At 65.9% G+C, this 21,327-nt stretch carries 16 protein-coding genes; 5 read left to right on the top strand and 11 right to left on the bottom strand.

Annotated features, from left to right (window positions below; all coding sequences use genetic code 11):
* Positions 1–7 precede the first annotated feature (7 nt).
* Positions 8–550: an invasion associated locus B family protein gene (locus tag CFE50_RS15470; protein ID WP_007160408.1), complete on the top strand. Its 543-nt coding sequence runs from the start codon at positions 8–10 to the stop codon at positions 548–550.
* Between the two features lie 90 nt (positions 551–640).
* Here CFE50_RS15470 and CFE50_RS15465 read toward each other — a convergent pair whose 3' ends face one another.
* From CFE50_RS15465 to aptA, 3 genes are all read right to left on the bottom strand, one after another.
* The gene (locus CFE50_RS15465; protein ID WP_108581171.1) at positions 641–1,378 is read right to left on the bottom strand and encodes a hypothetical protein; all 738 of its coding nucleotides are present in this window, start codon (positions 1,376–1,378) and stop codon (positions 641–643) included.
* Positions 1,379–1,469: 91 nt separating this feature from the next.
* Positions 1,470–2,963, bottom strand: coding sequence for a CoA-acylating methylmalonate-semialdehyde dehydrogenase (locus CFE50_RS15460; protein ID WP_286734753.1), 1,494 nt, complete (start codon positions 2,961–2,963; stop codon positions 1,470–1,472).
* Between the two features lie 58 nt (positions 2,964–3,021).
* Entirely contained in the window at positions 3,022–4,368 is a 1,347-nt protein-coding gene (gene aptA, locus CFE50_RS15455) for an omega-aminotransferase AptA (RefSeq protein WP_144948908.1), read from the bottom strand.
* 480 nt (positions 4,369–4,848) lie between these two features.
* On the opposite strand from aptA, the gene CFE50_RS15450 reads away from it, so the two are divergent.
* Together CFE50_RS15450 and CFE50_RS15445 are read left to right on the top strand one after the other, a co-directional pair.
* Complete coding sequence (locus CFE50_RS15450; protein ID WP_044340917.1) at positions 4,849–5,847, top strand: acyltransferase family protein; 999 nt, start codon at positions 4,849–4,851, stop codon at positions 5,845–5,847.
* Positions 5,848–5,909: 62 nt separating this feature from the next.
* Complete coding sequence (locus CFE50_RS15445; protein WP_027598001.1) at positions 5,910–6,830, top strand: LysR family transcriptional regulator; 921 nt, start codon at positions 5,910–5,912, stop codon at positions 6,828–6,830.
* Here CFE50_RS15445 and CFE50_RS15440 read toward each other — a convergent pair.
* The gene (locus CFE50_RS15440) at positions 6,827–7,555 is read right to left on the bottom strand and encodes an SDR family oxidoreductase (protein ID WP_077172414.1); all 729 of its coding nucleotides are present in this window, start codon (positions 7,553–7,555) and stop codon (positions 6,827–6,829) included. The two genes, CFE50_RS15445 and CFE50_RS15440, sit on opposite strands and share 4 nt — an antisense overlap.
* A gap of 162 nt (positions 7,556–7,717) precedes the next feature.
* Between CFE50_RS15440 and CFE50_RS15435 the strand changes: the two genes are divergently transcribed.
* Positions 7,718–8,620 (top strand): LysR family transcriptional regulator, encoded by a 903-nt coding sequence (locus CFE50_RS15435; protein ID WP_144948903.1) that lies wholly within the window; start codon positions 7,718–7,720, stop codon positions 8,618–8,620.
* A 351-nt stretch (positions 8,621–8,971) separates the two neighbouring features.
* Here CFE50_RS15435 and CFE50_RS15430 read toward each other — a convergent pair whose 3' ends face one another.
* The 7 genes from CFE50_RS15430 to CFE50_RS15400 form a co-directional block, all read right to left on the bottom strand.
* Entirely contained in the window at positions 8,972–9,790 is an 819-nt protein-coding gene (locus CFE50_RS15430; RefSeq protein WP_042132966.1) for a Cof-type HAD-IIB family hydrolase, read from the bottom strand.
* Positions 9,772–11,328, bottom strand: coding sequence for a glucose-6-phosphate dehydrogenase (zwf, locus tag CFE50_RS15425; protein WP_286734748.1), 1,557 nt, complete (start codon positions 11,326–11,328; stop codon positions 9,772–9,774). Before zwf ends, CFE50_RS15430 begins: the two co-directional genes overlap by 19 nt.
* Positions 11,329–11,411: 83 nt before the next feature.
* On the bottom strand, positions 11,412–12,389 hold the full coding sequence (gene gnd / locus CFE50_RS15420) for a phosphogluconate dehydrogenase (NAD(+)-dependent, decarboxylating) (RefSeq protein WP_007160419.1): 978 nt from the start codon (positions 12,387–12,389) through the stop codon (positions 11,412–11,414).
* 18 nt (positions 12,390–12,407) lie between these two features.
* A complete protein-coding gene (locus CFE50_RS15415; RefSeq protein ID WP_286734744.1) occupies positions 12,408–15,227 on the bottom strand; it encodes a bifunctional transaldolase/phosoglucose isomerase in 2,820 nt (939 codons plus the stop codon).
* On the bottom strand, positions 15,224–17,308 hold the full coding sequence (gene tkt, locus CFE50_RS15410) for a transketolase (protein WP_286734742.1): 2,085 nt from the start codon (positions 17,306–17,308) through the stop codon (positions 15,224–15,226). The genes CFE50_RS15415 and tkt overlap by 4 nt, the downstream gene beginning before the upstream one ends.
* 241 nt (positions 17,309–17,549) lie before the next feature.
* Positions 17,550–18,932, bottom strand: coding sequence for a sigma-54-dependent transcriptional regulator (locus tag CFE50_RS15405; protein ID WP_286734739.1), 1,383 nt, complete (start codon positions 18,930–18,932; stop codon positions 17,550–17,552).
* Entirely contained in the window at positions 18,929–20,128 is a 1,200-nt protein-coding gene (locus CFE50_RS15400) for a sensor histidine kinase (RefSeq protein ID WP_169853520.1), read from the bottom strand. Before CFE50_RS15400 ends, CFE50_RS15405 begins: the two co-directional genes overlap by 4 nt.
* A gap of 421 nt (positions 20,129–20,549) precedes the next feature.
* Between CFE50_RS15400 and CFE50_RS15395 the strand changes: the two genes are divergently transcribed.
* The gene (locus tag CFE50_RS15395; protein ID WP_286734736.1) at positions 20,550–21,302 is read left to right on the top strand and encodes a YkgJ family cysteine cluster protein; all 753 of its coding nucleotides are present in this window, start codon (positions 20,550–20,552) and stop codon (positions 21,300–21,302) included.
* Positions 21,303–21,327: the final 25 nt, after the last annotated feature.

Below are 21,327 nucleotides of genomic sequence, written 5' to 3'. Positions count from 1 at the left end.
ACTCTCCATGTCTCAGCGCTTCCTCCGCCCGGCCCTGTTCCTCGCGCCCCTGCTGCTCGCCGGCCAGGCCTTCGCCCAGTCCGCGCCCAACAACGCCCAGGAACCCCAGCCGTCGGTCACGGAGAAGTATGGCGACTGGCAGGTGATCTGCCGCATCGCCCGCAACGCGGACCGTTCCGTGCAGCTGTGCGCCATCACCCAGCAGAAGGACAGCGCCAAGGGTCAGCGCATGCTGGTCACCGAGCTGCGTCCCAATCGTGAAGGCGTGGACGGCATCCTCGTGCTGCCCTTCGGCGTGGCGGTGACCAAGCCGATCTCGCTGCAGATCGACAAGCGCAGCCTGGAGAATCGGCCCTTCCACACCTGCATCCCCCAGGGCTGCGTGGTGCCGGTGGAATTCGTCGGTGACGTCTTCAAGCAGCTGCAGCGCGGCGGTCGCCTGACCGTGACCACCCCGGTCGCCAATGGCGAGACCGCCAGCGAAAGCCTGTCGCTCAAGGGCTTCTCCAAGGCCTACGACCGCGCCAAGGAACTGACCAAGCCGCTGTAAGGCCCGCTCAGGGCGCTGCCGGATGCTGCGCCGTGCCGCTGGCGGCGGCGCGCTCCACTCTCGACTCTAGGGGACGCCTGGTCGAAGGCGCTACTGCACCGGCAGGAAATTGATGAACAGCAGACTCTGGGCGTAGTTGACGCCGATGCGCCGATAGCGCTCGTCCAGCAACTGGGCGAGCAGGTCCAGGCGGGCGACGATCTTGCCGAATTCGGTGGCGAAGCTGAGGTTGCTGCCCTCCTCCGAGATCTCGTTGGCGAACAGCAGGGGTTCGCCCGCGGCGTTCTTGCGCTGGCCGAGCAGCCAGGTGGCCTTCTCGATGTTGCGCGCGGCGTTGTTGACGAAGCGCGCATCCACCACGTCGGTGATATAGAACTCGGTGCGATTGCCGTGGGCGGCGATGATCATGCTGCCGATGGCATAGATGAAGGCGCCGACGCGATCCCCGCGGTAGTCATCACCCAGCACGTAGCTCAGGGCCGCCACGTCCTTGCGTCCGTCCAGCGCCGGCAGGCTGCGCCGCTGTTCGATGGCCATACGGATTTCGCGCTCGGCACTGGCCGCATCGGGCAGCCCGGTCTTTTTCCATTCGGCCGGATTGCGCAGATAGAGCTTGTTCATCAGCAGATAGAGGCTCTGCAGATTGGCCTGCATGGCGAGGGTGGCCATGCGGTCGGAGCTGGTCTGCAGGAATTCGCTGGGGCGGGTCTTGCCGAATTGCCGGGCGATGTCCTGGGCGGACTGACTGGTGCAACCGGCCAGGCTCGCGAGCAGCAGGCCAATCACACACCCGAGACGGGCGACGGCTGTGAAGGGGGTGGCAGACATGGGGACTTCGGCGGCTGGGGGCAGCCGAAGGGTAAAGCCTTCCCTGGCCGGCCTGCTGTGCGGCAGGCCAAGGAATGGGCTTTTCTAGCGGTCAGCCGTTGCTGGGAAAGGCGAATTGCGAAGCCTCCTGGGCCTCGCGCTGCGGCCAGCGCTGGGTGATGGTCTTGCGCCGGGTGTAGAAGCGCACGCCGTCGGGGCCGTAGGCGTGGAGGTCGCCGAACAGCGAGCGTTTCCAGCCGCCGAAGCTGTGATAGGCCACCGGTACCGGCAGGGGTACGTTGATGCCGACCATGCCCACTTCGATCTGATCGGCGAACAGCCGTGCCGCTTCGCCGTCGCGGGTGAAGATGCAGGTGCCGTTGCCGTATTCGTGGGCGTTGATCAGGGCGATACCCTCTGCAAGGCTCTTGACCCGCACCACGCAGAGCACCGGGCCAAAGATCTCTTCCTTGTAGATGCGCATCTCCGGGGTGACCTGATCGAACAGGCAGCCGCCGAGGAAGAAGCCGTCTTCATGGTCGGCGACCTTGAGGCTGCGGCCGTCCACTACCAGCTTGGCGCCCGCGGCGACGCCGTCGACGACATAGCCGGTGACCTTGTCCAGGTGCGCGCCGGTGACCAGCGGCCCCATGTCCAGGCCGCACTGGGTGCCCGGGCCGACCTTGAGCTTTTCGATCTCCGGCACCAGCCGGGCGATCAGGGCATCGGCGACCTGGTCACCGACACAGACCGCCACCGAGATGGCCATGCAGCGTTCGCCGCAGGAGCCGTAGGCGGCGCCCATCAGCGCATTGACGGTGTTGCCGAGGTCGGCGTCCGGCATGACCACCGCATGGTTCTTGGCGCCGCCCAGCGCCTGGACGCGCTTGCCCTTGGCGGTGCCGCGGGCATAGATGTATTCGGCGATGGGGGTGGAGCCGACAAAGCTCAGCGCCTTGACCTCGGGGGCGTCGATCAGGCCGTCCACGGCTTCCTTGTCGCCATGCATCACGTTGAGCACGCCCTTGGGCAGACCGGCTTCCTCGAACAGCTGGGCAATGGCCAGGGTGGAGCTGGGATCGCGCTCGCTGGGCTTCAGGATGAAGGTGTTGCCGCAGGCGATGGCCAGCGGATACATCCACAGCGGCACCATGGCCGGGAAGTTGAAGGGGGTGATGCCGGCCACCACGCCCAGGGGCTGGAAGTCGGACCAGGTGTCGATGCTCGGACCGGCATTGCGGTTGTATTCGCCCTTGAGCAATTCGGGTGCGGCGGTGGCGTATTCGACGTTCTCGATGCCACGGCGCAATTCGCCGGCGGCGTCTTCCAGGGTCTTGCCGTGCTCTTCGCTGATCAGCTGCACCAGGCGCTCTTCGTTGCTTTCCAGCAGTTGCTTGAAGCGGAACAGCACCTGGGCACGCTTGGCCGGCGGGGTGTTGCGCCAGGCCGGAAAGGCGGCCTGGGCGGCATCGATGGCCTGTTGCAGGGTGGCGGCATCGGCCAGGGGCACTTCGCGGATCACCGCGCCGGTGGAGGGGTTGTAGACCGGTGCGCGGCGGCTGCCGCCGTCGACCAGTTGGCCGCCGATGAGATGCTTGAGGCTCATGAAGGGGACTCCTTGTACAAGAGGCGGGCGCTCCGCGGCGGGAGCGCCGGAAAGGGGATCAGTCGAGGCGATTGAGGACGTCGCCGACGGCGGCGAAGACGCGATCCAGGTCTTCGATTTTGGCGTTGAAGGTGGGCCCAAATTGCAGGGTGTCGCCGCCGAAGCGGACATAGAAACCGGCCTTCCACAGGGCGATGCCGGCCTCGAACGGGCGGATCACCGCATCGCCATCGCGCGGGGCGAGTTGCAGGGCGCCAGCCAGGCCGCAGTTGCGGATGTCCACCACGTGCTTGGCGCCCTTGAGGCCATGTAGGGAGGCTTCGAACTTGGGCGCCAGCTCGGCGGCCTGTTGCACCAGGTTCTCCCGCTCCAAGAGCTCCAGCGCGGCCAGGCCGGCGGCGCAGGCCACCGGATGGGCCGAGTAGGTGTAGCCATGGGGGAATTCCACCATGTGTTCGGGCGTGGCCTGGTTCATGAAGGTGTCGTAGATGGCACTGCTGGCGATCACCGCGCCCAGGGGCACGGCGCCGTTGGTGACCTGCTTGGCCACGTTCATGAGGTCCGGCGTCACGCCGAAGAACTCGGCGCCGGTGTGGCGGCCCATGCGGCCAAAGGCGGTGATGACCTCGTCGAAGATCAGCAGGATGTCGTGCTGGGTGCAGATCTCGCGCAGGCGCTGCAGATAGCCCACCGGCGGCACGATCACCCCGGCCGAACCGGACATGGGCTCGACGATGACGGCGGCGATGTTGGAGGCGTCGTGCAGCTCGATCAGCTTGAGCAGTTCGTTGGCCAGCTCCACGCCGCCGGTCTCGGCCATGCCCCTGGTAAACGCCAGGCCCGGTTGCAGGGTGTGCGGCAGGTGGTCGACGTCCATGAAGGAGCCGTACAGCTTCCGGTTGCCGCCGATGCCACCCAGGCTGGTGCCGGCGATGTTGACGCCGTGATAACCGCGGGCCCGGCCGATCAGCTTGGTCTTGGCCGGCTGGCCCTTGATGCGCCAGTAGGCGCGGGCCAGCTTGACCGAGGTATCAGCGCTCTCGGAGCCCGAACCGGTGAAGAAGACATGATCGAGACCGGCCGGAGTCAGTTCGGCCATCTTCTCGGCCAGTTGGAAGGACAGCGGATGGCCGTACTGGAAGCCCGGCGAATAGTCGAGGGTGCCCAGCTGCCGTGCCACGGCCTCCTGGATCTCCTTGCGCGAGTGACCGGCGCCGCAGGTCCAGAGGCCGGAGAGACTGTCATAGATGCGTCGGCCCTGATCGTCCGTCAGCCAGCTGCCCTCGGCGGCCACCACGATGCGCGGATCCTTCTGGAAGGCGCGATTGGCGGTGAAGGGCATCCAGTGGGCGCGCAGATTGAGCTGGGCGGCGACAGGAGGGGAAACGGTCAGCGGCTGGTTCATGACGGGGTCTCGGGCGGTGAAGTCGAGTCTGCAGAGTGCGCCCGGTTTTGCGTGAGTTAAAGGGTTTTTTTCTCACGCTTGGATATCTTGAAACTCACCCTATTGGCGAGAGTGCTCAACCAATCGAGACTTTCTTGCAGGGGAAAACGTCTCTCATTGATCGGATACTGGAATGGATGAAACCCCCTTTCCAGAGGCGATCATCCGTGCCAACTCTGCACCGCCGAAACATCTTGAAACCAAGAAAATTGATTAGTAATCAGTGACTTGCCTGAAACAATTTAAGCTGGCCGCCTGCCACCGTAGTCCCGTGGCGCAGAGGCCCCCTTGCCTCACCTCTTTTCCCGGCGCGTAGTCCTGCCGGGCGCGGTAGCCTGTCCGCCGTCTCTACCGCGCATTCAATCTTCCGCTTTCGCTAACCCGTGCCCCTCTCCCGAGGCAGAGCGCGTGGTTTACCTATTCCCCAAGGAAACCTCTCCCATGCTGATTCAGCTCAACTGGATCCGCGGCCTGGCGGCCGTTCTCATCGTTTTCCACCACATGACCGTGGGCAGCTACCAGACCACCGAACACCAGCAGATCGCCCTGAATCTGCTGTCGCTGGAAACCACCTGCATCTTCGTCACCCTGTCCGGCTTCTTCTTTCGCTACAACCTCGGCAAATACAGCTACCAGGTCTACCTGAGCAAGAAGCTGCAGAACGTCATCCTGCCCTACCTGCTGATCTCGATCCCCGCCGTGCTGCTCTATGTCTCCGGACTCAAGCAGGAACACGAATGGATCGACATGAACGCCTTCCATGACTGGCCACCCTTCGCCCAGACCGCCCTGCTGCTGGCCACCGGCGCCCACCTCGGTCCGTTGTGGTTCATTCCCGCGCTGACGCTGATCTTCCTGCTCGCGCCGGTCCTGGAGTGGATCGTCAAGCGCGGCCTGCTGCCGGCCGCGACCATGATCGGCCTGCTGTATTTCCTGGTGTCCGACCGTCCGGCCAACGATGCCGATCCGCTGCTGGCGGCGCTGCATTTCCTGCCGATCTACCTCTGCGGCATGCTGGCCTGCGAACAGCGCGAGCGCCTGCAACGACCCCAGGCGCGCTACTGGCTGCTGGCGGCCCTGGTACTGCTGAGTGGCGCAGCGGTGCTCGACAGCGCCTTCTACGGCCTGCAGAAACTGGCGCTGTGCCTGCTGCTGTTCGCCGTCTTCAGCCAGCGGGTCAAGACGCCGGAACGTGCCGACAGCCGCCTGGCCAAGGGCATGGCCCTGCTCGGCGCCTACAGCTTCGCCATCTACTTCCTGCACGGCTACCTGGCTGGCGCCTACCGGGTGTTGGGGCGCCTGCTGGGTGAGCAGAATTTCGCCCAGTACCTGGGGACCCGCCTGTGCCTGACGCTGATCACCCTGCTCTGCTGCATCGCCGCGGTCTGGGTGGTCAAGCAGGTCACCCAGCAGCGCAGCCGGGTGCTGATCGGCGCCTGAAGCCGGTCGCTGGCGCCGCTCCCGACGGCGCCTTATGCTGTCCCGCATTTGCGGTGGCAGCCATGAAGACGACGCGCAAGGCCCTGCTCGCCCAGGTCGGCGATTTCGAGATCCGCCTGCTGCGACTGTTCAAGACCGTGGTGGAATGCGGCAGCTTCACCGCCGCCGAAGGCCGGCTGGGCATTACCCGCTCGGCCATCAGCCTGCACATGAACGATCTGGAAAAACGCCTGGGCATGCGCCTCTGCCAGCGCGGGCGCGCCGGTTTCTCCCTGACCGACGAAGGCCGCGAGGTGCTCAAGGCGAGCCAGTCGCTGTTCGCCGCCCTGGAAGGCTTTCGCAGCGAGGTCAACCAGCTGCACCAGCACCTGCGCGGCGAGCTGAACCTGGGCATCATCAACAACCTGGTGACCCAGCCGCGCATGCGCATCACCCATGCCCTGGCCGCGCTCAAGCGCGCCGCGCCGGGGGTGGTGGTCAACATCGGCATGACCCTGCCCGGCGAGATCGAGACCGGCGTGCTCGACGGCCATCTGCACCTAGGCGTGCTGCCGCTGATCAACGCCCTGGCCGGGCTGGACTATCTGCCGCTCTACGAAGAGCGCGCCCTGCTCTATTGCAGCCGGGCCCATCCACTGTTCGCGGTGGCCGATGCGGCGCTGGACGAGAGCGTCCTGGCCGCCCAGGACGCGGTCGGCCCCAATCATCTGCTCAACCAGGACGGCCACGAGCGCCATGCCGCGCTGAATTGCACGGCGCGGGCCTCGGATCGCGAAGGCGTGGCCTTCCTTATCCTCACCGGCTGCTACATCGGCTACCTGCCCGACCACGTGGCCCAGCCCTGGGTGGTGCAAGGACAACTGCGCGCCCTCAATCCCGAACGCTTCCATTTCGACACCACCCTGGCCGCCGTCACCCGCAAGGGTCGGCGACCGAATCTGGTGCTGGAGCGCTTTCTCGAAGCCCTGGCCGAAACGGTCTAGTTGGCGCTGCGGGTCGGACGGACGACGATCTCGTTGACGTCCACGTCGTCCGGCTGCTCGATGGCGTAGCGCACCGCGCGGCCGATGGCATCGGGTTGCAGGGCGATGGCGCGGTAGCTGTCCATCATCGCCCGGGCGGCGGGATCGGTGATGGTGGAGGCCAGCTCGCTTTCCACCACGCCCGGATGGATGCAGGTGACCCGCAGATCTTCACGTTCCTGGCGCAGGCCTTCGGAGATCGCCCGCACCGCATGCTTGGTGGCGCAATAGACCGCCGCCGTGGGCACCACCGACAGGGCGCCGATGGAGCCCAGGTTGATGATGTGTCCGGCGCCGCGGGCGGTGAATTCCGGCAGCACCGCGGCGATGCCGTTGAGCACGCCCTTGATGTTGACGTCGACCATCTGCATCCACTCTGCGGTCTTGAGCGAGGCCAGGGGCGACAGCGGCATGATGCCGGCGTTGTTGACGATGACGTCCACCCGGCCCCAGCGTTCGCGCGCCGCCTGGGCGAAGGCGGCCACGTCGGCGCTGTCGGTGACGTCCAGTCGGCGGCAGGCGGCCTCGCCGCCCGCAGCGTTGATCTCGGCCGCCAGGGCTTCCAGCCGCTCACTGCGGCGGGCACCGAGCAGGAGCTTGCAGCCGGCCGCGCCCAGTTCGCGCGCGATGCCCGCACCTATGCCACTGGAAGCGCCGGTGATGAGTACGACCTTGTCGATAGCCATGGAGTGTTCCTCTCGAAATGGGATGGTTTGCCCGGACGATCTGCTCGTCGGCTGCCTGCCCTGTCGGCACGGCGCCCTTACAGGCTTGCCACCACCTTAGCGAGGGGTCATTGTCGTGATAACTCCCCCTTCCCTGACTGCCATGGTTAGCTGGACTTACCAATGCCTACCGATCTGAATCTGCTCAAGGTCTTCACCGTGGTGGCCACGGCCGAGAATTTTCGTGTGGCGGCCGATCGCCTGGGCGTTAGTCGCTCGGCGGTCAGCCAGGCCATTCGCCGTCTGGAAGACGAATTGGGCAGTTCACTGGTCCAGCGCACCACCCGCAGCGTGCGTCTTACCGAAGCGGGCGAACGCCTGCAGCGACAGGTCGCCGGGCCCCTGGCCGGGCTGCTGGGTGCCCTGGAAGACGCCAGTCACGCCGGCCCTCCGCGCGGATTGTTGCGGGTCGCGGTCACATCCATCGCCGAGCGCTTTCTCGACGGGCCGTTGCTGGCCAGCTTCGTCGAGGCCTATCCGGAGGTGACCCTGGACATCACTGTCACCGACGAGGAATTCGATATCGTCGCGCGGGGTTTCGATGCCGGCGTGCGGCTGGGCGAGGTGATCGAGCAGGACATGATCGCCATCCCGGTGACCGGGGCGCAGCGCGAGGTGGCCGTGGCGACCCCGACCTACTTCGCCCGCCATGGCCGCCCCCAACACCCGCGCGACCTGGCGGACCACCGCTGCATCGGCTGGCGTCCGGCTCCGGAGGTGGCGCCCTGGCGGTGGGAATTCAGCGAGGACGGCAGAGCCTTCGACGTGGCCGTTTCGCCGCGGATCACCACCAACGACATGCTGCTGATGGTGCGCACCGCCCTGGCCGGCGGCGGCATCACCTTTGGCATGGAGGACACCTTCCGGCCCTATCTAGCGCGTGGCGAACTGGAGCGGGTGCTGGACGACTATTTGCCGCCCTTTCCCGGCTTCTACCTCTACTATCCGAACCGCCACAACCTGGCGCCCAAGCTGCGGGCACTGGTGGAGCATGTGCGGGGGTTCAGGGAGCAGAAGGCGGGGTAGCGCGGGGTTTGGCTGCCCTCACCCCGGCCCTCTCCCGGAGGGAGAGGGGGCGCCCGCCTGATACCGCGTAGCGTGGAAAACGTCGCAGCCTTTTCCACCTGAAGCTAATTCAGACCTGTCGGGCCTCGGCGATGGAGCCGCCGCAACCCGACCTACGTACCCTTTAGGTTGGGTTGAGCAAAGCGAAGCCCAACCTCACCCATCAGGCCGTAGTGTGGAAAACGGCGTAGCCTTTTCCACCTGAAGCTAATTCAGACCTGTTGGGCTTCGACGGTGGAGCTGTCTCAACCCAACCTACAGGACAAGCAGGTTGGGTTGAGCACAGCGAAGCCCAACCTCACCAACCAGCCATCAGGCCCCCAGGATCCACTGATCGATGGCCTGGGCCAGGCCATCTTCCTGGTTGCTGGCCGTCACCCGGTCGGCTGCTTCGCGCACCGCCGCCCCGGCCTGGCCCATGGCGATGGCCAGGCCCGCTTGGCGGAACATGGGCACGTCGTTGCTGCCATCGCCAATGGCCGCGGTGCGCGCCACGGGTACGCCCGCGGCCTGGGCCAGTTCGATCAGGGCGTCGCCCTTGTTGGCCTTGGGATGGGTGATGTCCAGGTAATAGAGCTGGGAGCGCAGCACCGTGGCGCCCTCGCCCAATCGCTCACCCAGTTCGCCCTCCAGGGCTTCCAGGCCGGCGTGATCGCTGCCGGCAGCGACGATCTTGTCGACGCGATCCAGGTAGGGTTCGAAGGAGTCCACCACGGTCGGTCCATAGCCCAGTGCCCGGGTCTCGCGGGGGACGTAGGGCCCCTCCCCGTCGCGGGTCAGCCAGAGGTCGTCGGCGAACAACCAGACTTCGAAGGCCTCGCGATCCAGGCGCTCCAGCACCTGACGCGTCACCTGCTCGGCGAGGCGGTGGGCGCGGATCAGGATGCCGTCCGCTTCCACCAGATTGCCGCCGTTGAAACCGGCCACCGCCTGGTCAATGCCCAGTTGCCGCACCAGCGGCAGTAGCGCCCGTGGCGGGCGGCTGCTGACCAGGGTGATGGCCTTGCCGGCCGCCTGCAGGCGCTTTACCGCGGCGATCACCGCCTCGCTCAGGCTCTTGTCGTCACGCACCAGGGTGCCGTCGATATCCGACACCAGCAGGTCGATGGGGATCAGGTCAGCGGATGCCATGAGCGGCCGTCCTTCTGCAGGAGTTCATCGGCACCGGCGGGACCGGCACTGCCCGCGGCGTAGCTTTCCACTGCGCCGCCCTGTTGCCAGGCGTCGAGGAAGGGTTGCACGGCGCGCCAGCCGTTCTCGATGTTGTCGGCGCGCTGGAACAGGGTCTGGTCGCCGATCAGGGAGTCGTAGATCAGGGTTTCGTAGCCGGTGGAGGGCTGCATCTCGAAGAAATCGCTATAGGCGAAGCCCATGCGGATGTTCTCCAGTTCCACCAGGGGTCCCGGGCGCTTGGCATGGAAGTCGAACCACATGCCTTCGTCGGGCTGGATCTGGATGATCAGGTAGTTGGGCCGCATCCGGTCGATCTTGGTGTCGCGGAACTGGGCATAGGGCGCATGCTTGAAGCAGATGGCGATCTCGGTATCACGCGCGGTCAGGCGCTTGCCGGTGCGCAGGTAGAAAGGCACCCCGGCCCAGCGCCAGTTGTCGACGAACAGCTTGAGCGCCACATAGGTCTCGGTCTGGCTCTCGGGATCGACCCGCTCTTCCTCGCGATAGCCTTTGACGGGCTTGTCGTTCATCGTCCCGGCGGCGTACTGGCCACGTACCGAGTTGGCCAGGGCCTCCTCGGTGGTCTGGGGACGGATGGCGCCGACCACCTTGGCCTTCTCGTCGCGCACCGAGGTGGCGTTGAAGGAGGCCGGCGGCTCCATGGCGACCATGGCCAGCAGCTGGAACAGGTGGTTGGGCACCATGTCCCTGAGGGTGCCGGTCTTTTCGTAGAAATCGCCCCGCGACTCCACGCCCACGGTCTCGGCCGCGGTGATCTGCACATGGTCGATGTAGTGGTTGTTCCAGAACGACTCGAACAGGGCGTTGGAGAAACGGCTGACCAGGATGTTCTGCACCGTCTCCTTGCCCAGGTAGTGGTCGATTCTATAGATCTGCTTTTCCTCCATGTTCGCCAGCAGGCGCTGGTTGAGCGCCTGGGCACTGGCCAGGTCGGCGCCAAAGGGCTTTTCCACCACCAGCCGGCGGTAGGCGTCTTCACGCTCTTCCAGCAGCCCGGCCTTGCCCAGGCGCTCGGCGACGTCGCCGAAGAAGCGCGCGGCGGTGGCCAGGTAGAAGACGGCATTGTAGGTGTCGGCCTGGGCGATGCGCTCGGCCACCGCCTGGTAGGTGGCGTCTTCGAAGAAGTCGCCTTGCAGATAGCGGATGCGCCCGCGCAGCTGGCCCCAGAGATCGGCATCCAGCGCCTCGTCCCGGGACTTGCCCTTGGCTTCGGCCTGGTCGCGGATGAAGGCTTCCAGCCGGTCGGCGAAACCTTCGTCGGTGTTGGGGTTGTGATCGACGCCGATGATCTGGGTGCGGTCGTCGAGCAGACCGTCACGCAGGAGGTTGTACAGCGAAGGGATCAGCAGTCGCTTGACCAGGTCGCCATTGGCGCCGAACAGAAAGAGCGTGGCCGGCGGTGCGGTGGGCGCCTTGGTGCAGGAGCGGCGCTCCTGGGCGGCGGTGCTGGGGGTGACGGCAGGAGAATCGGTCATGACAGGGCCTTATCCGCGAGGGCGGCTGATGCCGTCCCCCGGGACGCGGCCCGTGGCCGCTCCGCAGGGGAACGGCCGGGGTTTTATTGCGGGATTTCGACGTGGCCGCCGAAGCCGAATCTCATGGCAGACAGCAGCTTGTCGGCGTAGGTGGCTTGCTGGCGGGAGCGGAAACGCGCATAGAGGGCGGCGGACAGGACGTTGACCGGTACCGCTTCCTCGATGGCCGCCTCGATGGTCCAGCGACCTTCGCCGCTGTCGGCCACGGAGCCGGAGAATTTCTCCAGGGCGACGTCGCCGGCCAGGGCCTGGGCGGTCAGGTCCAGCAGCCAGGAGGACACCACGCTGCCACGTCGCCAGACCTCGGCGATGTCGGCCAGGTCCAGGTCGAAACGCTCGTCTTCCGGCAGCTTGTCGCTGTTCTTCATCTTGAGGATGTCGAAGCCCTCGGCATAGGCCTGCATCAGGCCGTACTCGATGCCGTTGTGCACCATCTTGACGAAGTGACCGGAACCGGCCGGACCGGTAAAGATGAAGCCGCGCTCGGCACGCTCGTCCGGGGCGTTGCGGCCACGGGTACGCTCGATGCTGCCATAACCGGGGGCCAGGGCTTCGAAGATGGGCTCCAGGCGCTCGACGGCTTCGGACTTGCCGCCGATCATCATGCAGTAGCCGCGCTCCAGGCCCCAGACGCCACCGGAGGTGCCGACGTCGACGTAGTCGATGCCCTTCTCGGCCAGGGTCTTGGCGCGACGGATGTCGTCCTTGTAGTAGGTGTTGCCACCATCGATGATGACGTCGCCGGGAGCCAGGCGGTCGGCCAGCTCGGCGATGGTCTGCTCGGTCGGCTCGCCGGCCGGCAGCATGACCCAGATGGCCCGCGGCTGAGCTAGGGCGGCGATGACACCGTCCAGGCTGTCGGCGGTGACGGCGCCTTCCTTGCCGAGGCCGGCCACGGTTTCGGCACTGCGGTCATAGACCGCGACTTCATGCCCATGCTTCATCAAACGCCGTGCGATGTTGCCGCCCATGCGGCCCAGTCCGATGATTCCCAATTGCATGCTGATGACTCCTTGAGGTCAGGCGACCGCCGCCTCGACCAGTTCGACGATTTGTTGCAGGCCGGCGTCGATGTCGCCGCCCTTGATATGCACGCGCAGGTAGCGCCGTCCCCGTTCGGCCAGCACCTCGAGGTCACCCTTGGCCTGGGCGGCCTCGACGACACCAAAGCTCAGACTCCGCCCTGGAATCTCCAGGTCGTTCTGGGCATCGGCGGTAATCTGGATGAACACACCCGAGTTCGGACCGCCCTTGTAGGCCTGTCCGGTGGAGTGCAGAAAGCGGGGGCCGAAGCCGCCGACGGTCGCTACGCGCTTGCTGTCGCGAATGCTATCACGCATGGCGCTCAAGGCCTCCTCATGCACGGCATTGCGCTCGAGATAGGCCAGCACGGCGAGATAGTCGCCGGGCTGCAGGCGCGCCAGGTGCGCCTTGATCGCCGCGCGGGCGGTGTCCTGCCCCTGCAGGTCGGCATCGCCGAACAGGGCCAGAGTACCCTCCTCAAGCAGCGGCTCGTCGCCGGCGAGACGCCCTTCGCGTTCGTAGCCGTCGGTAAGGGCGCGGGTCTTGATCTTGCTGGCTTCCACGTCGGGCTGATCGAAGGGATTGATGCCGATGACGGCACCGGCCACCTCGGTCGCCACCTCCCAGCGGAAGAATTCCTGGCCGATCAGTTCGGCGCGGGCGAGACGGATGTCCACCACCGGATGCCCGGCTGCGGCCAGGGCCTGCAGGCGACGGTCGCGCTCGGCGTCTTCTTCGCCCGCCAGCACCAGGCTGACGAACACCCGATCCGCCCCGTAGACGGCTGGCTCACCGAGCGGCTCCAGGTCCACCGGGATGATGCCCTTGCCCTGCTTGCCGGTGCTCTCGGCGAGCAGCTGCTCCAGCCAGGCGCCCAGGCTGGCGACACCCGGCGAGGCGATCAGGGTGACCTTGTCGCGTCCGGCACGCACCGCCTCGCCCAGGACCACGCCCAGGCGGATGCCGGGATTGATGGCCGGCGGCGCACTGGGGCTGCAGGCCAGCACCATGGGCTGGGTCACCTGGAAGAAATCGGCCACCGAATGGCCGAGCAGCGCCAGGGGCACCATGCCGAATACCGACAGCACCGAATAGCGTCCACCGATATGGGGATCGCCCTGGAAAATAGCCCGGTAGCCCTCGGCCGTGGCACTGGCTTCGAGCTTGGAGCCGGGATCGGTAATGGCCACGAAGCGCCGCTGGGCCGCTTCCGCACCCAGGGCCTGCTCGACAGCCTTATGGAAATAGGCGCGCAGGATTTCCGGCTCCAGGGTCGAGCCGGATTTGCTCGACACCAGGAACAGCGTCCTGTGCAGGTCCAGTTGCTCTTCCAGGGCGGCGATCTGCGCCGGATCGGTGGAATCGAGCACCTTGAGCGTGAGCCCGCCTGGCGCGGTGCCCAGGGTATTGGCCAGCACCTCCGGACCCAGGCTCGAACCGCCCATGCCCAGCAGCACCACGGTATCCAGGCCCTCTTGCCGGGCCGCTTCAGCCAGGGCTGCCAAGGCTTTGGGGTCAGCCTGACGGCCCTGGGCCGCGGCCAGCCAGCCAACCCACTGGCCCTCGTCGCGACCGGTCCAGAGCGAGGCATCGCCCTGCCACAGCCTACGGGACCAGCCTTCACGGCGTGCCTCGTCGAGACGCTTTTCCACCGCTTCATTCAGCGCATCGGGCAGGCGATAGTCCGCGGTATTCAGGCACTCACCCAGGAAATCGATGCGCTTCTGGCCGACCGCGCCCAGCAGCGCATCGGCGGCGTCCTCGAACTGGCGGGCACCGTCCTTGACCAGCCGCTTGGCCACGCCATCCAGGTCCAGCCCGAAACGGGCGATCGCATCCACCACGCGCTGCGCGGCTTCGATATCGGTGCTCAGCATGGGGGCCGCCGTCCCATGGTCACGGAAGGCGTCCATGGTCTTGGGCGGCATGGTGTTGACGGTATCCGGACCGATCAGCTGATCGACATAGAGGGTATCCGGATAGGCCGGATCCTTGGAGCCGGTGGAGGCCCACAGCAGACGCTGCGGGCGCGCACCCTTGGCTTCCAGAACCTTCCAGCGCGGCGACCGGATCAGCCGCAGGTAGTCCTGATAGGCCAGCTTGGCGTTGGCGATGGCGATCTTGCCACGCAGCCCGCCCAGCTCGGCGTCCTCGCCCTTGCGCTCGTCGATCAGCTTGTCCAGCACGCCATCGACCCGGCTGATAAAGAAGCTCGCCACGCTGGCGAGACGGGAGATGTCTTCACCGCGATGCAGGCGGGCTTCCAGACCGGCGATATAGGCCTCCGCCACCGCCATGTAGGCGTTGCGATCGAACAGCAGGGTCACATTGACGTTGATCCCCTCTTCAATCAGTTTGCGGATGGCCACGGCACCCTCGGGCGTACCCGGCACCTTGACCATGAGATTGGGCCGGTCCACCGCCTGCCAGAGGCGGCGCGCCTCTTCCAGGGTGGCACGGGTATCCAGCGCCAGATAGGGCGAGACCTCCAGGCTCACGTAGCCATCGCGGCCTTCGAGGCGATCGTAGACCGGCCGCAGGATGTCGGCGGCCTGCTGGATGTCCTCGATCGCCAGATGCTCATAGACATCCACCGGCTCGGCATCGGCCTTTTCCAGAAAGGCCTTGAGGCTGGCGTCATAGTCACTGCCATGCCCCATGGCCTTCTCGAAGATCGACGGGTTGGAGGTGACGCCGGTGAGGCCGTCACGCTCGATCAGCTTCTGCAGTTCACCCTTGGCGAGGAACTCGCGGCTGACGAAATCGAGCCAGACCGCCTGGCCCTGCTCCGTCAGCTGTTTGAGTGGATTGCTCATTTGGCACTCCCGGAGCGTTGTGCCTGTTCCTTGGCCAGCTTGACCACGTTGTCCACGGTGTAGCCGTATTTGGCCTGCAGCTTGCCGATGGGCGCCGAGGCCCCGAAGGTGCTCATGGTCACCGAGGCACCCTTGCGCCCGATATAGCGCTCCCAGCCGAGGGGACCGGCCTGCTCGATGGCGACGCGCCCCAGCACCTCGTCGGGCAGCACGGACTGCTTGTAGGCCTCGTCCTGCTCTTCGAACAATTCCCAGCAGGGCATGGAAACCACCCGTGCCTTGACCCCTTCGTCCTTGAGTTGCTCATAAGCCTGCATCGCCAGGCCCAATTCACTGCCGGTAGCCATAAGGATGACCTGGGGCTTACCGCCCTCGGCATCGGCCACCACGTAGGCACCCTGAGCGACCCCTTCGGCACTGGCGTACTTCGAACGATCCAGGGTCGGCAGCGGCTGGCGCGACAGCACCATGCAGGAGGGTCTGTTGGTCTGTTGCAGGGCGATCTTCCAGGCCTGCACGGCTTCGTTGGCATCGCCCGGACGCAGGGTCAGCAGGCCCGGGGTAGCGCGCAGTTGCGCCAGGTGCTCGATAGGCTGGTGGGTCGGGCCATCTTCGCCGACGCCGATGGAGTCGTGGGTGAAGACGAACACCACGGGCAGCTCCATGATGGACGCCAGGCGGATCGGCGGCTTCATGTAGTCGCTGAACACCAGGAAGGTGGCGGTGAAGCTGCGCAGGTAGCAGAGCGCCATGCCATTGGCGATGGAGCCCATGGCATGCTCGCGGATGCCGAAATGCATGTTGCGCCCCGAAGGCTCCCGCGCGGAGAAGCTGCCGGCGCCGTCGAACTTGAGGTTGGTCTTGGTGGACGGCGCCAGGTCGGCGGCCCCCCCGACCAGCCAGGGGATCTGTTCGGCGAAGGCATTGAGCGCCTTGCCGCCGGATTCGCGGGAGGCCACGCCCTTGGCGTCGGCGTCAAAATTGGGCAGCTTGGCGTCCCAGCCCTCCGGCATCTCGCCGGCACGCATGCGCTGGAGTTCGTCGGCACGGCGCGGATCGTCCCGGCGCAGACGATCGAAGGCGCGATTCCAGTCTTCGTAGAGACCACTGGCACGTTCCAGCAGCGCATCACGCAGGTGATGACGGGCTTCTTCGGGCACCAGGAAATCGGCATCTTCCGGCCAGCCGTAGGCCTTCTTCGCCAGCTTGATCTCGTCCGCGCCCAGCGGCTCGCCGTGGGCCGCCGCGGTGTTCTGCTTGTTGGGTGCGCCATAGCCGATCAGGCTGTCGACCACGATCAGGGTCGGCTTGCCGGTGTTGCCCTTGAAGCGATGCAGGGCGGCGGCCAGAGCTTCGGCGTCGTTGGCATCCTTGACGTGCAGGGTGTGCCAGCCATAGCCACGGAAGCGCTCGGCCACGTCTTCGCTGAAGGCCAGCTCGGTGTGGCCTTCGATGCTGATGGTGTTGTTGTCGTAGATCCAGCAGAGGTTGTCCAGGCCCAGGTGGCCGGCCATGGACGCCGCCTCGCCGGTGACGCCTTCCATCATGTCGCCGTCGCCGCAGAGGACGTAGACGTCATAGTCGAACAGGGTCACGCCCGGCTGATTGAAGCGCGCCGCCAGCCACTTCTGCGCCAGTGCCATGCCGACGCTGTTGCCGCAGCCCTGCCCCAGCGGACCGGTGGTGGTCTCGATGCCGGTGGTCATGCGGTACTCGGGATGGCCCGGGGTCTTGGAATCCAGCTGACGGAATTGCTTGATGTCCTCCAGGCTGACCGCTTCCTTGCCGGTCGCGGTGCCGTGCTCGTCGATCTCCTTGACGCCTGCGAGATGCAGCAGCGAATAGAGCAGCATGGAGGCATGGCCGACCGATAGCACGAAGCGGTCGCGGTTGGGCCAGTCCGGATGCTCGGGGTGATAGCGGAGGAAGCGGCTCCACAGCGTATGGCCGACCGGGGCCAGGGCCATCGGCGTACCAGGGTGGCCGGAATTGGCCTTCTGTACCGCATCCATGGACAGGGTACGGATGGTATTGATGGTCAATAGATCGGCGTTGGAGCTGGAAGGTGCGGTGGAACCCATGGCAAGCGTCCTCGTGCTGGCAGGCGCGCCACCCGCGGCAAAAACGGCAAGCACCGTCCATGAAACCGTTTTCAGCACAAGCAGCGCCTAGGAGAAGAAAGCAAAGCGGCCGGACGGGGTCCGGGACGGCGGGGGCAAGCTTCCTCTGCGACCCCACGCCGCAGTCGCGATCCTTTCTCTAGAACAGCGCCTTAGACGGTTGGTTCCCTCTGGGTAGATAGCCGGCTATCGACTTGCGCGCTCAGCAACCGGCGAGCAATTCCTGCTCCACGTCCAGCCCGGCATCACGCATTTGCGCCAGCTTGTACCTGAGGGTGCGAGCACTGATGCCCAGGCGCTCGGCGGTCTCCTTGCGGCGGCCGCGTTCGGCCTTCAGGGTATCGAGGATCACCTGGAATTCCCGATCGCGCAGATCGGCGTCCAATGGACGCATAGCTTCGGCCACGCCTGACGTCGGTACGGGCGCTGCGACAGGCGTCTGGGAGACACCGGTCGCCAGCCAGTGCAGTCCGAAATCCTCGGCCTGGAGCTGGTGGCCCGGTTGCAGGATCAGCGCCCGCTGCACGGCATTGTCCAGTTCGCGCACATTGCCCGGCCAGGGATGCTCGGCCAGGGCCTGGCGCGCGGCGGCGCTCAGGGCCGGTACCGGGCGATTCATCCGCGCGGCCTGGACCGCCAGCAGCCGCTCGGCCAGGGGCACGATGTCGGCCGGTCGCTCGCGCAGCGGCAGCCAGGACAGCGGAAAGACCGACAGTCGATAGAAGAGGTCTTCACGGAAGCGCCCGGCAGCCACCTCCTCCGCCAGCCTGCGGTTGCTGGTGGCCACCACGCGGATATCCAGCGCCAGCGGCTTGCGCGCCCCGACCCGCTCCACCTCGCGCTCCTGCAGGACCCGCAGCAGCTTGGCCTGCAGCCCCAACGGCATCTCGGATATCTCGTCCAGGAGCAGGGTACCGCCCTGGGCCAGTTCGAACTTGCCCGGCTGGGCGGCGATGGCGCCGGTGAAGGCGCCCTTCTCGTGACCGAAGAGGATGGCTTCCAGCAGGTGATCGGGGATGGCCGCGCAATTGACCGCCACGAAGGGGCCATCCGCCCGCGCCGACTGATCATGGATGAAGCGCGCCAGCACCTCCTTGCCGGTGCCCGACTCGCCGGTGATGAGCACCGTGGCCTCGCTCCGGGCGACCCGGCTGGCCAGCTCCAGCAACTGCCGACTCTGGGGATCGGCCGCCACCGGCTGACGCGCACCGGGCGCGCGGCGCCCCTGGGGGCAGCAGCGCGCCAGGGTGTCCAGCAGCAGGCACGGCTCGAAGGGCTTGACCAGATAGTCCGCCGCCCCGCCGCGCATGGCCTCGACGGCGCGTTCGATGCTGCCGAAGGCGGTCATCAGCAGCACCGGCAGCGCCGGATCGCGCAGCCGGATACTGGCCAGCAATTGATGACCGTCGATGCCGGGCATGTTGACGTCGCTGATCACCAGGCCGAAGGGCTCCTCGGCCAGCGCCAGCAATGCTGCTTCACCGCTGTCCACGGCGCGATAGCGGTAACCGCCGAGCTCCAGGGTATCGGCCAGGGCTTCACGCAGGGCGCGGTCGTCTTCCACCAGCAGGATGGGCAGGGTCATGCCGAGATCTCCTCGCGCGCCAGCAGGGGCAGGATGAAGGTCACCACCGTTCCACGCCCCAACCGCGAACGCACGGTCAGCCGGCCGCCATGGGCCTTGGCCATCGCCAGGGCGACCGGCAAGCCGAGACCGGTGCCAGTGGTCTTGGTGCTGAGAAAGGGTTCGCCCAGACGCTGCTGGACCGCCAGTGGAATGCCGGGACCGCCGTCGCTGATCGCCAGGCGCAACTCGTCGTCTCGGCGATAGAGATGCACCTTGAGTCGCGCCGAGCCACCACTGCCCGCCATGGCCTGCAGGGCGTTGTGGAGGAGGTTCAGGGCGGCGCCCACCAGCATGTCGCGATTGCAGGCGAGCAGGCCACCCTGGGCATCGAGTTGCCAGCGCACGGGACAGTCGCCGAGATGAGGGGTCGCCGCCTCGCGTAGGGCAGTGAACAGCGCGCCGGGCGTCAGCCGATCCGCCAGGGGCAATTCGCCGCGAGCGAATACCAGCATGTCGCGAACCTGGTTCTCCAGTTCGTGCAGCCGCTCCTTGAGCCGGCTGGCGAAACGCTGTTGCTGCGCCAGCGCCAGACCGCCCTCCTCCAGATGGCTGGCATAGAGCAGCGCCGCGGTCAGCGGGGTACGGATCTGATGCGCCAGCGAGGCCATGGTCCGCCCCAGCGCCGACAGCCGCTCATGCCGCGCCAGTTCGCCCTGCAGATGGCGGGTTTCAGTGAGATCGTTGAGCAGCACCAGTTGCCCCGGCTCACCGTCGAGCGAGCGGGTGGCGATAGAGACCCGGCGGCCATCGCGCAGGGATACCTCGTGGCCATCGTCATGACGTGGAGCGAAGGCCCGGGCAATCACCGTACGCCATAGTTCGCTCGCCAGTGGTTCCCCGAGCAGGGCGGTGGCAACTGGATTGGCGTCGCGTACACGGCCAGCACCGTCCACCACCACAATACCGGCCGGCATCACGTCCAGAAGATTCTGGAGCCGGCTGGCCAAGCGCTCCTTTTCCGCCAGCTCCTGCAGACGCTGGGCAGACACCCACTCCAGTTCGCCCTGCAGCGAATTCATCCGGGCTTCGAGCAACTGGAAGGATTCGCTCAGCTGGCGCGACATCTGCCCCAAGGCTTCACGAGCCTGCGCCGAGGCGGAAGCCTCCACGGTGGCGTCGGCGGGGACAGCGGAAGAAAGGGCTTGCGCAGGCATCGGCTGGGGCTCGCGACGGACAATTGACATTGTCCAGGCTGGAGCAAGACCCATGCCGCCCTCGCGCATAGCGCCGTAGTGTGGAACACGGCGCAGCCTTTTCCAATTTTTTGAGCGCCACACAAGCAGAGGTATATGAGATTGGTCTGGTAGGAAGATACCAGGCGCAGTTTGGACCGGGAGCCTTCTATCGTCGAAGCTCGACACAGAAGTCGGTACTGGAAAAGTTGGTCTGCACTGCGCTCAGTTTCCCCTACCAGCCTAGGATATGGCTGAAAAGTCGTAGCTGTCAGTTAGCAAAGCCACATGGGCATTTGTTTCAAGCACAGCTGGCGCGAGACTTGCTGTGGCTTGCACTCCAGACCGATGGCGACATTTTTTTGCCGATCGTTAATTTCCCTGCACACCAGAGGCTACGCTGATGTCCACTCGTTTTTCTTGTGTAGGATGCGGCAAATGCTGTACCTCGCACCATATCCCGCTGACACTGAACGAGGCGATCCGCTGGGTTCAGCAGCACGGTGAGTTGATCGTCCTGGTCGAAGCGTTTCTCGAGGATGGTCAAGGCATCTCGCAGGTGCAGCGCGAGCATGCCGAGCAGCGCTCTTTGCCGGTGTGGTGCGGAGAGACGCGCGCCTATGTCGCTATTACCTTCGCCGCCTATAACCCAGGGCGTTGCATGCGCTTGGATGCCGACAACCGCTGCTCAATTTATGAAGAGCGGCCCTTGGTTTGCCGTATCTATCCAATGGAGATCAATCCGCATCTTCCCTTGAGACCCCATATGAAAGACTGCCCGCCGCACGCCTGGGAACAGGGGCCGACGTTGATTCACGGCGGGCGCTTGCAGGACGTGGAGCTGATCGCGCTCATCGAGCGGTCACGACAGGCGGATCGCGATGAAATAGGTCGGAAGGCGGCGATCTGCACGGCCTTGGGTATTCGTACATCGGCACTCAAAGGCGATGGCTTCACCGCCTACCGACCTTGCGGTGCAGATTTTTTGGCAGCGACCGAGCAGGTAATGACCAATCCACCGATGGATGCGGCCACGGACTGGGCGCTTCACGTATCGCACCGCGAATTAGCGGAGCAGCTCAAGGCAACCGGCGCGCTGATCGCTTCTGCCTTGACGCAAACGGACTATGGATTCATCGCTTTGGGCGCGGCATGAGACTAAGCCTCGCCGATCCCCCGGC

It is taken from the genome of Pseudomonas sp. PGPPP4 (assembly GCF_002256045.1).
GTDB classification, from domain to species: domain Bacteria; phylum Pseudomonadota; class Gammaproteobacteria; order Pseudomonadales; family Pseudomonadaceae; genus Chryseomonas; species Chryseomonas oryzihabitans.
Note: the sequence above shows the minus strand (reverse complement) of the source record. Positions and strands in the feature narration are given on the sequence as shown.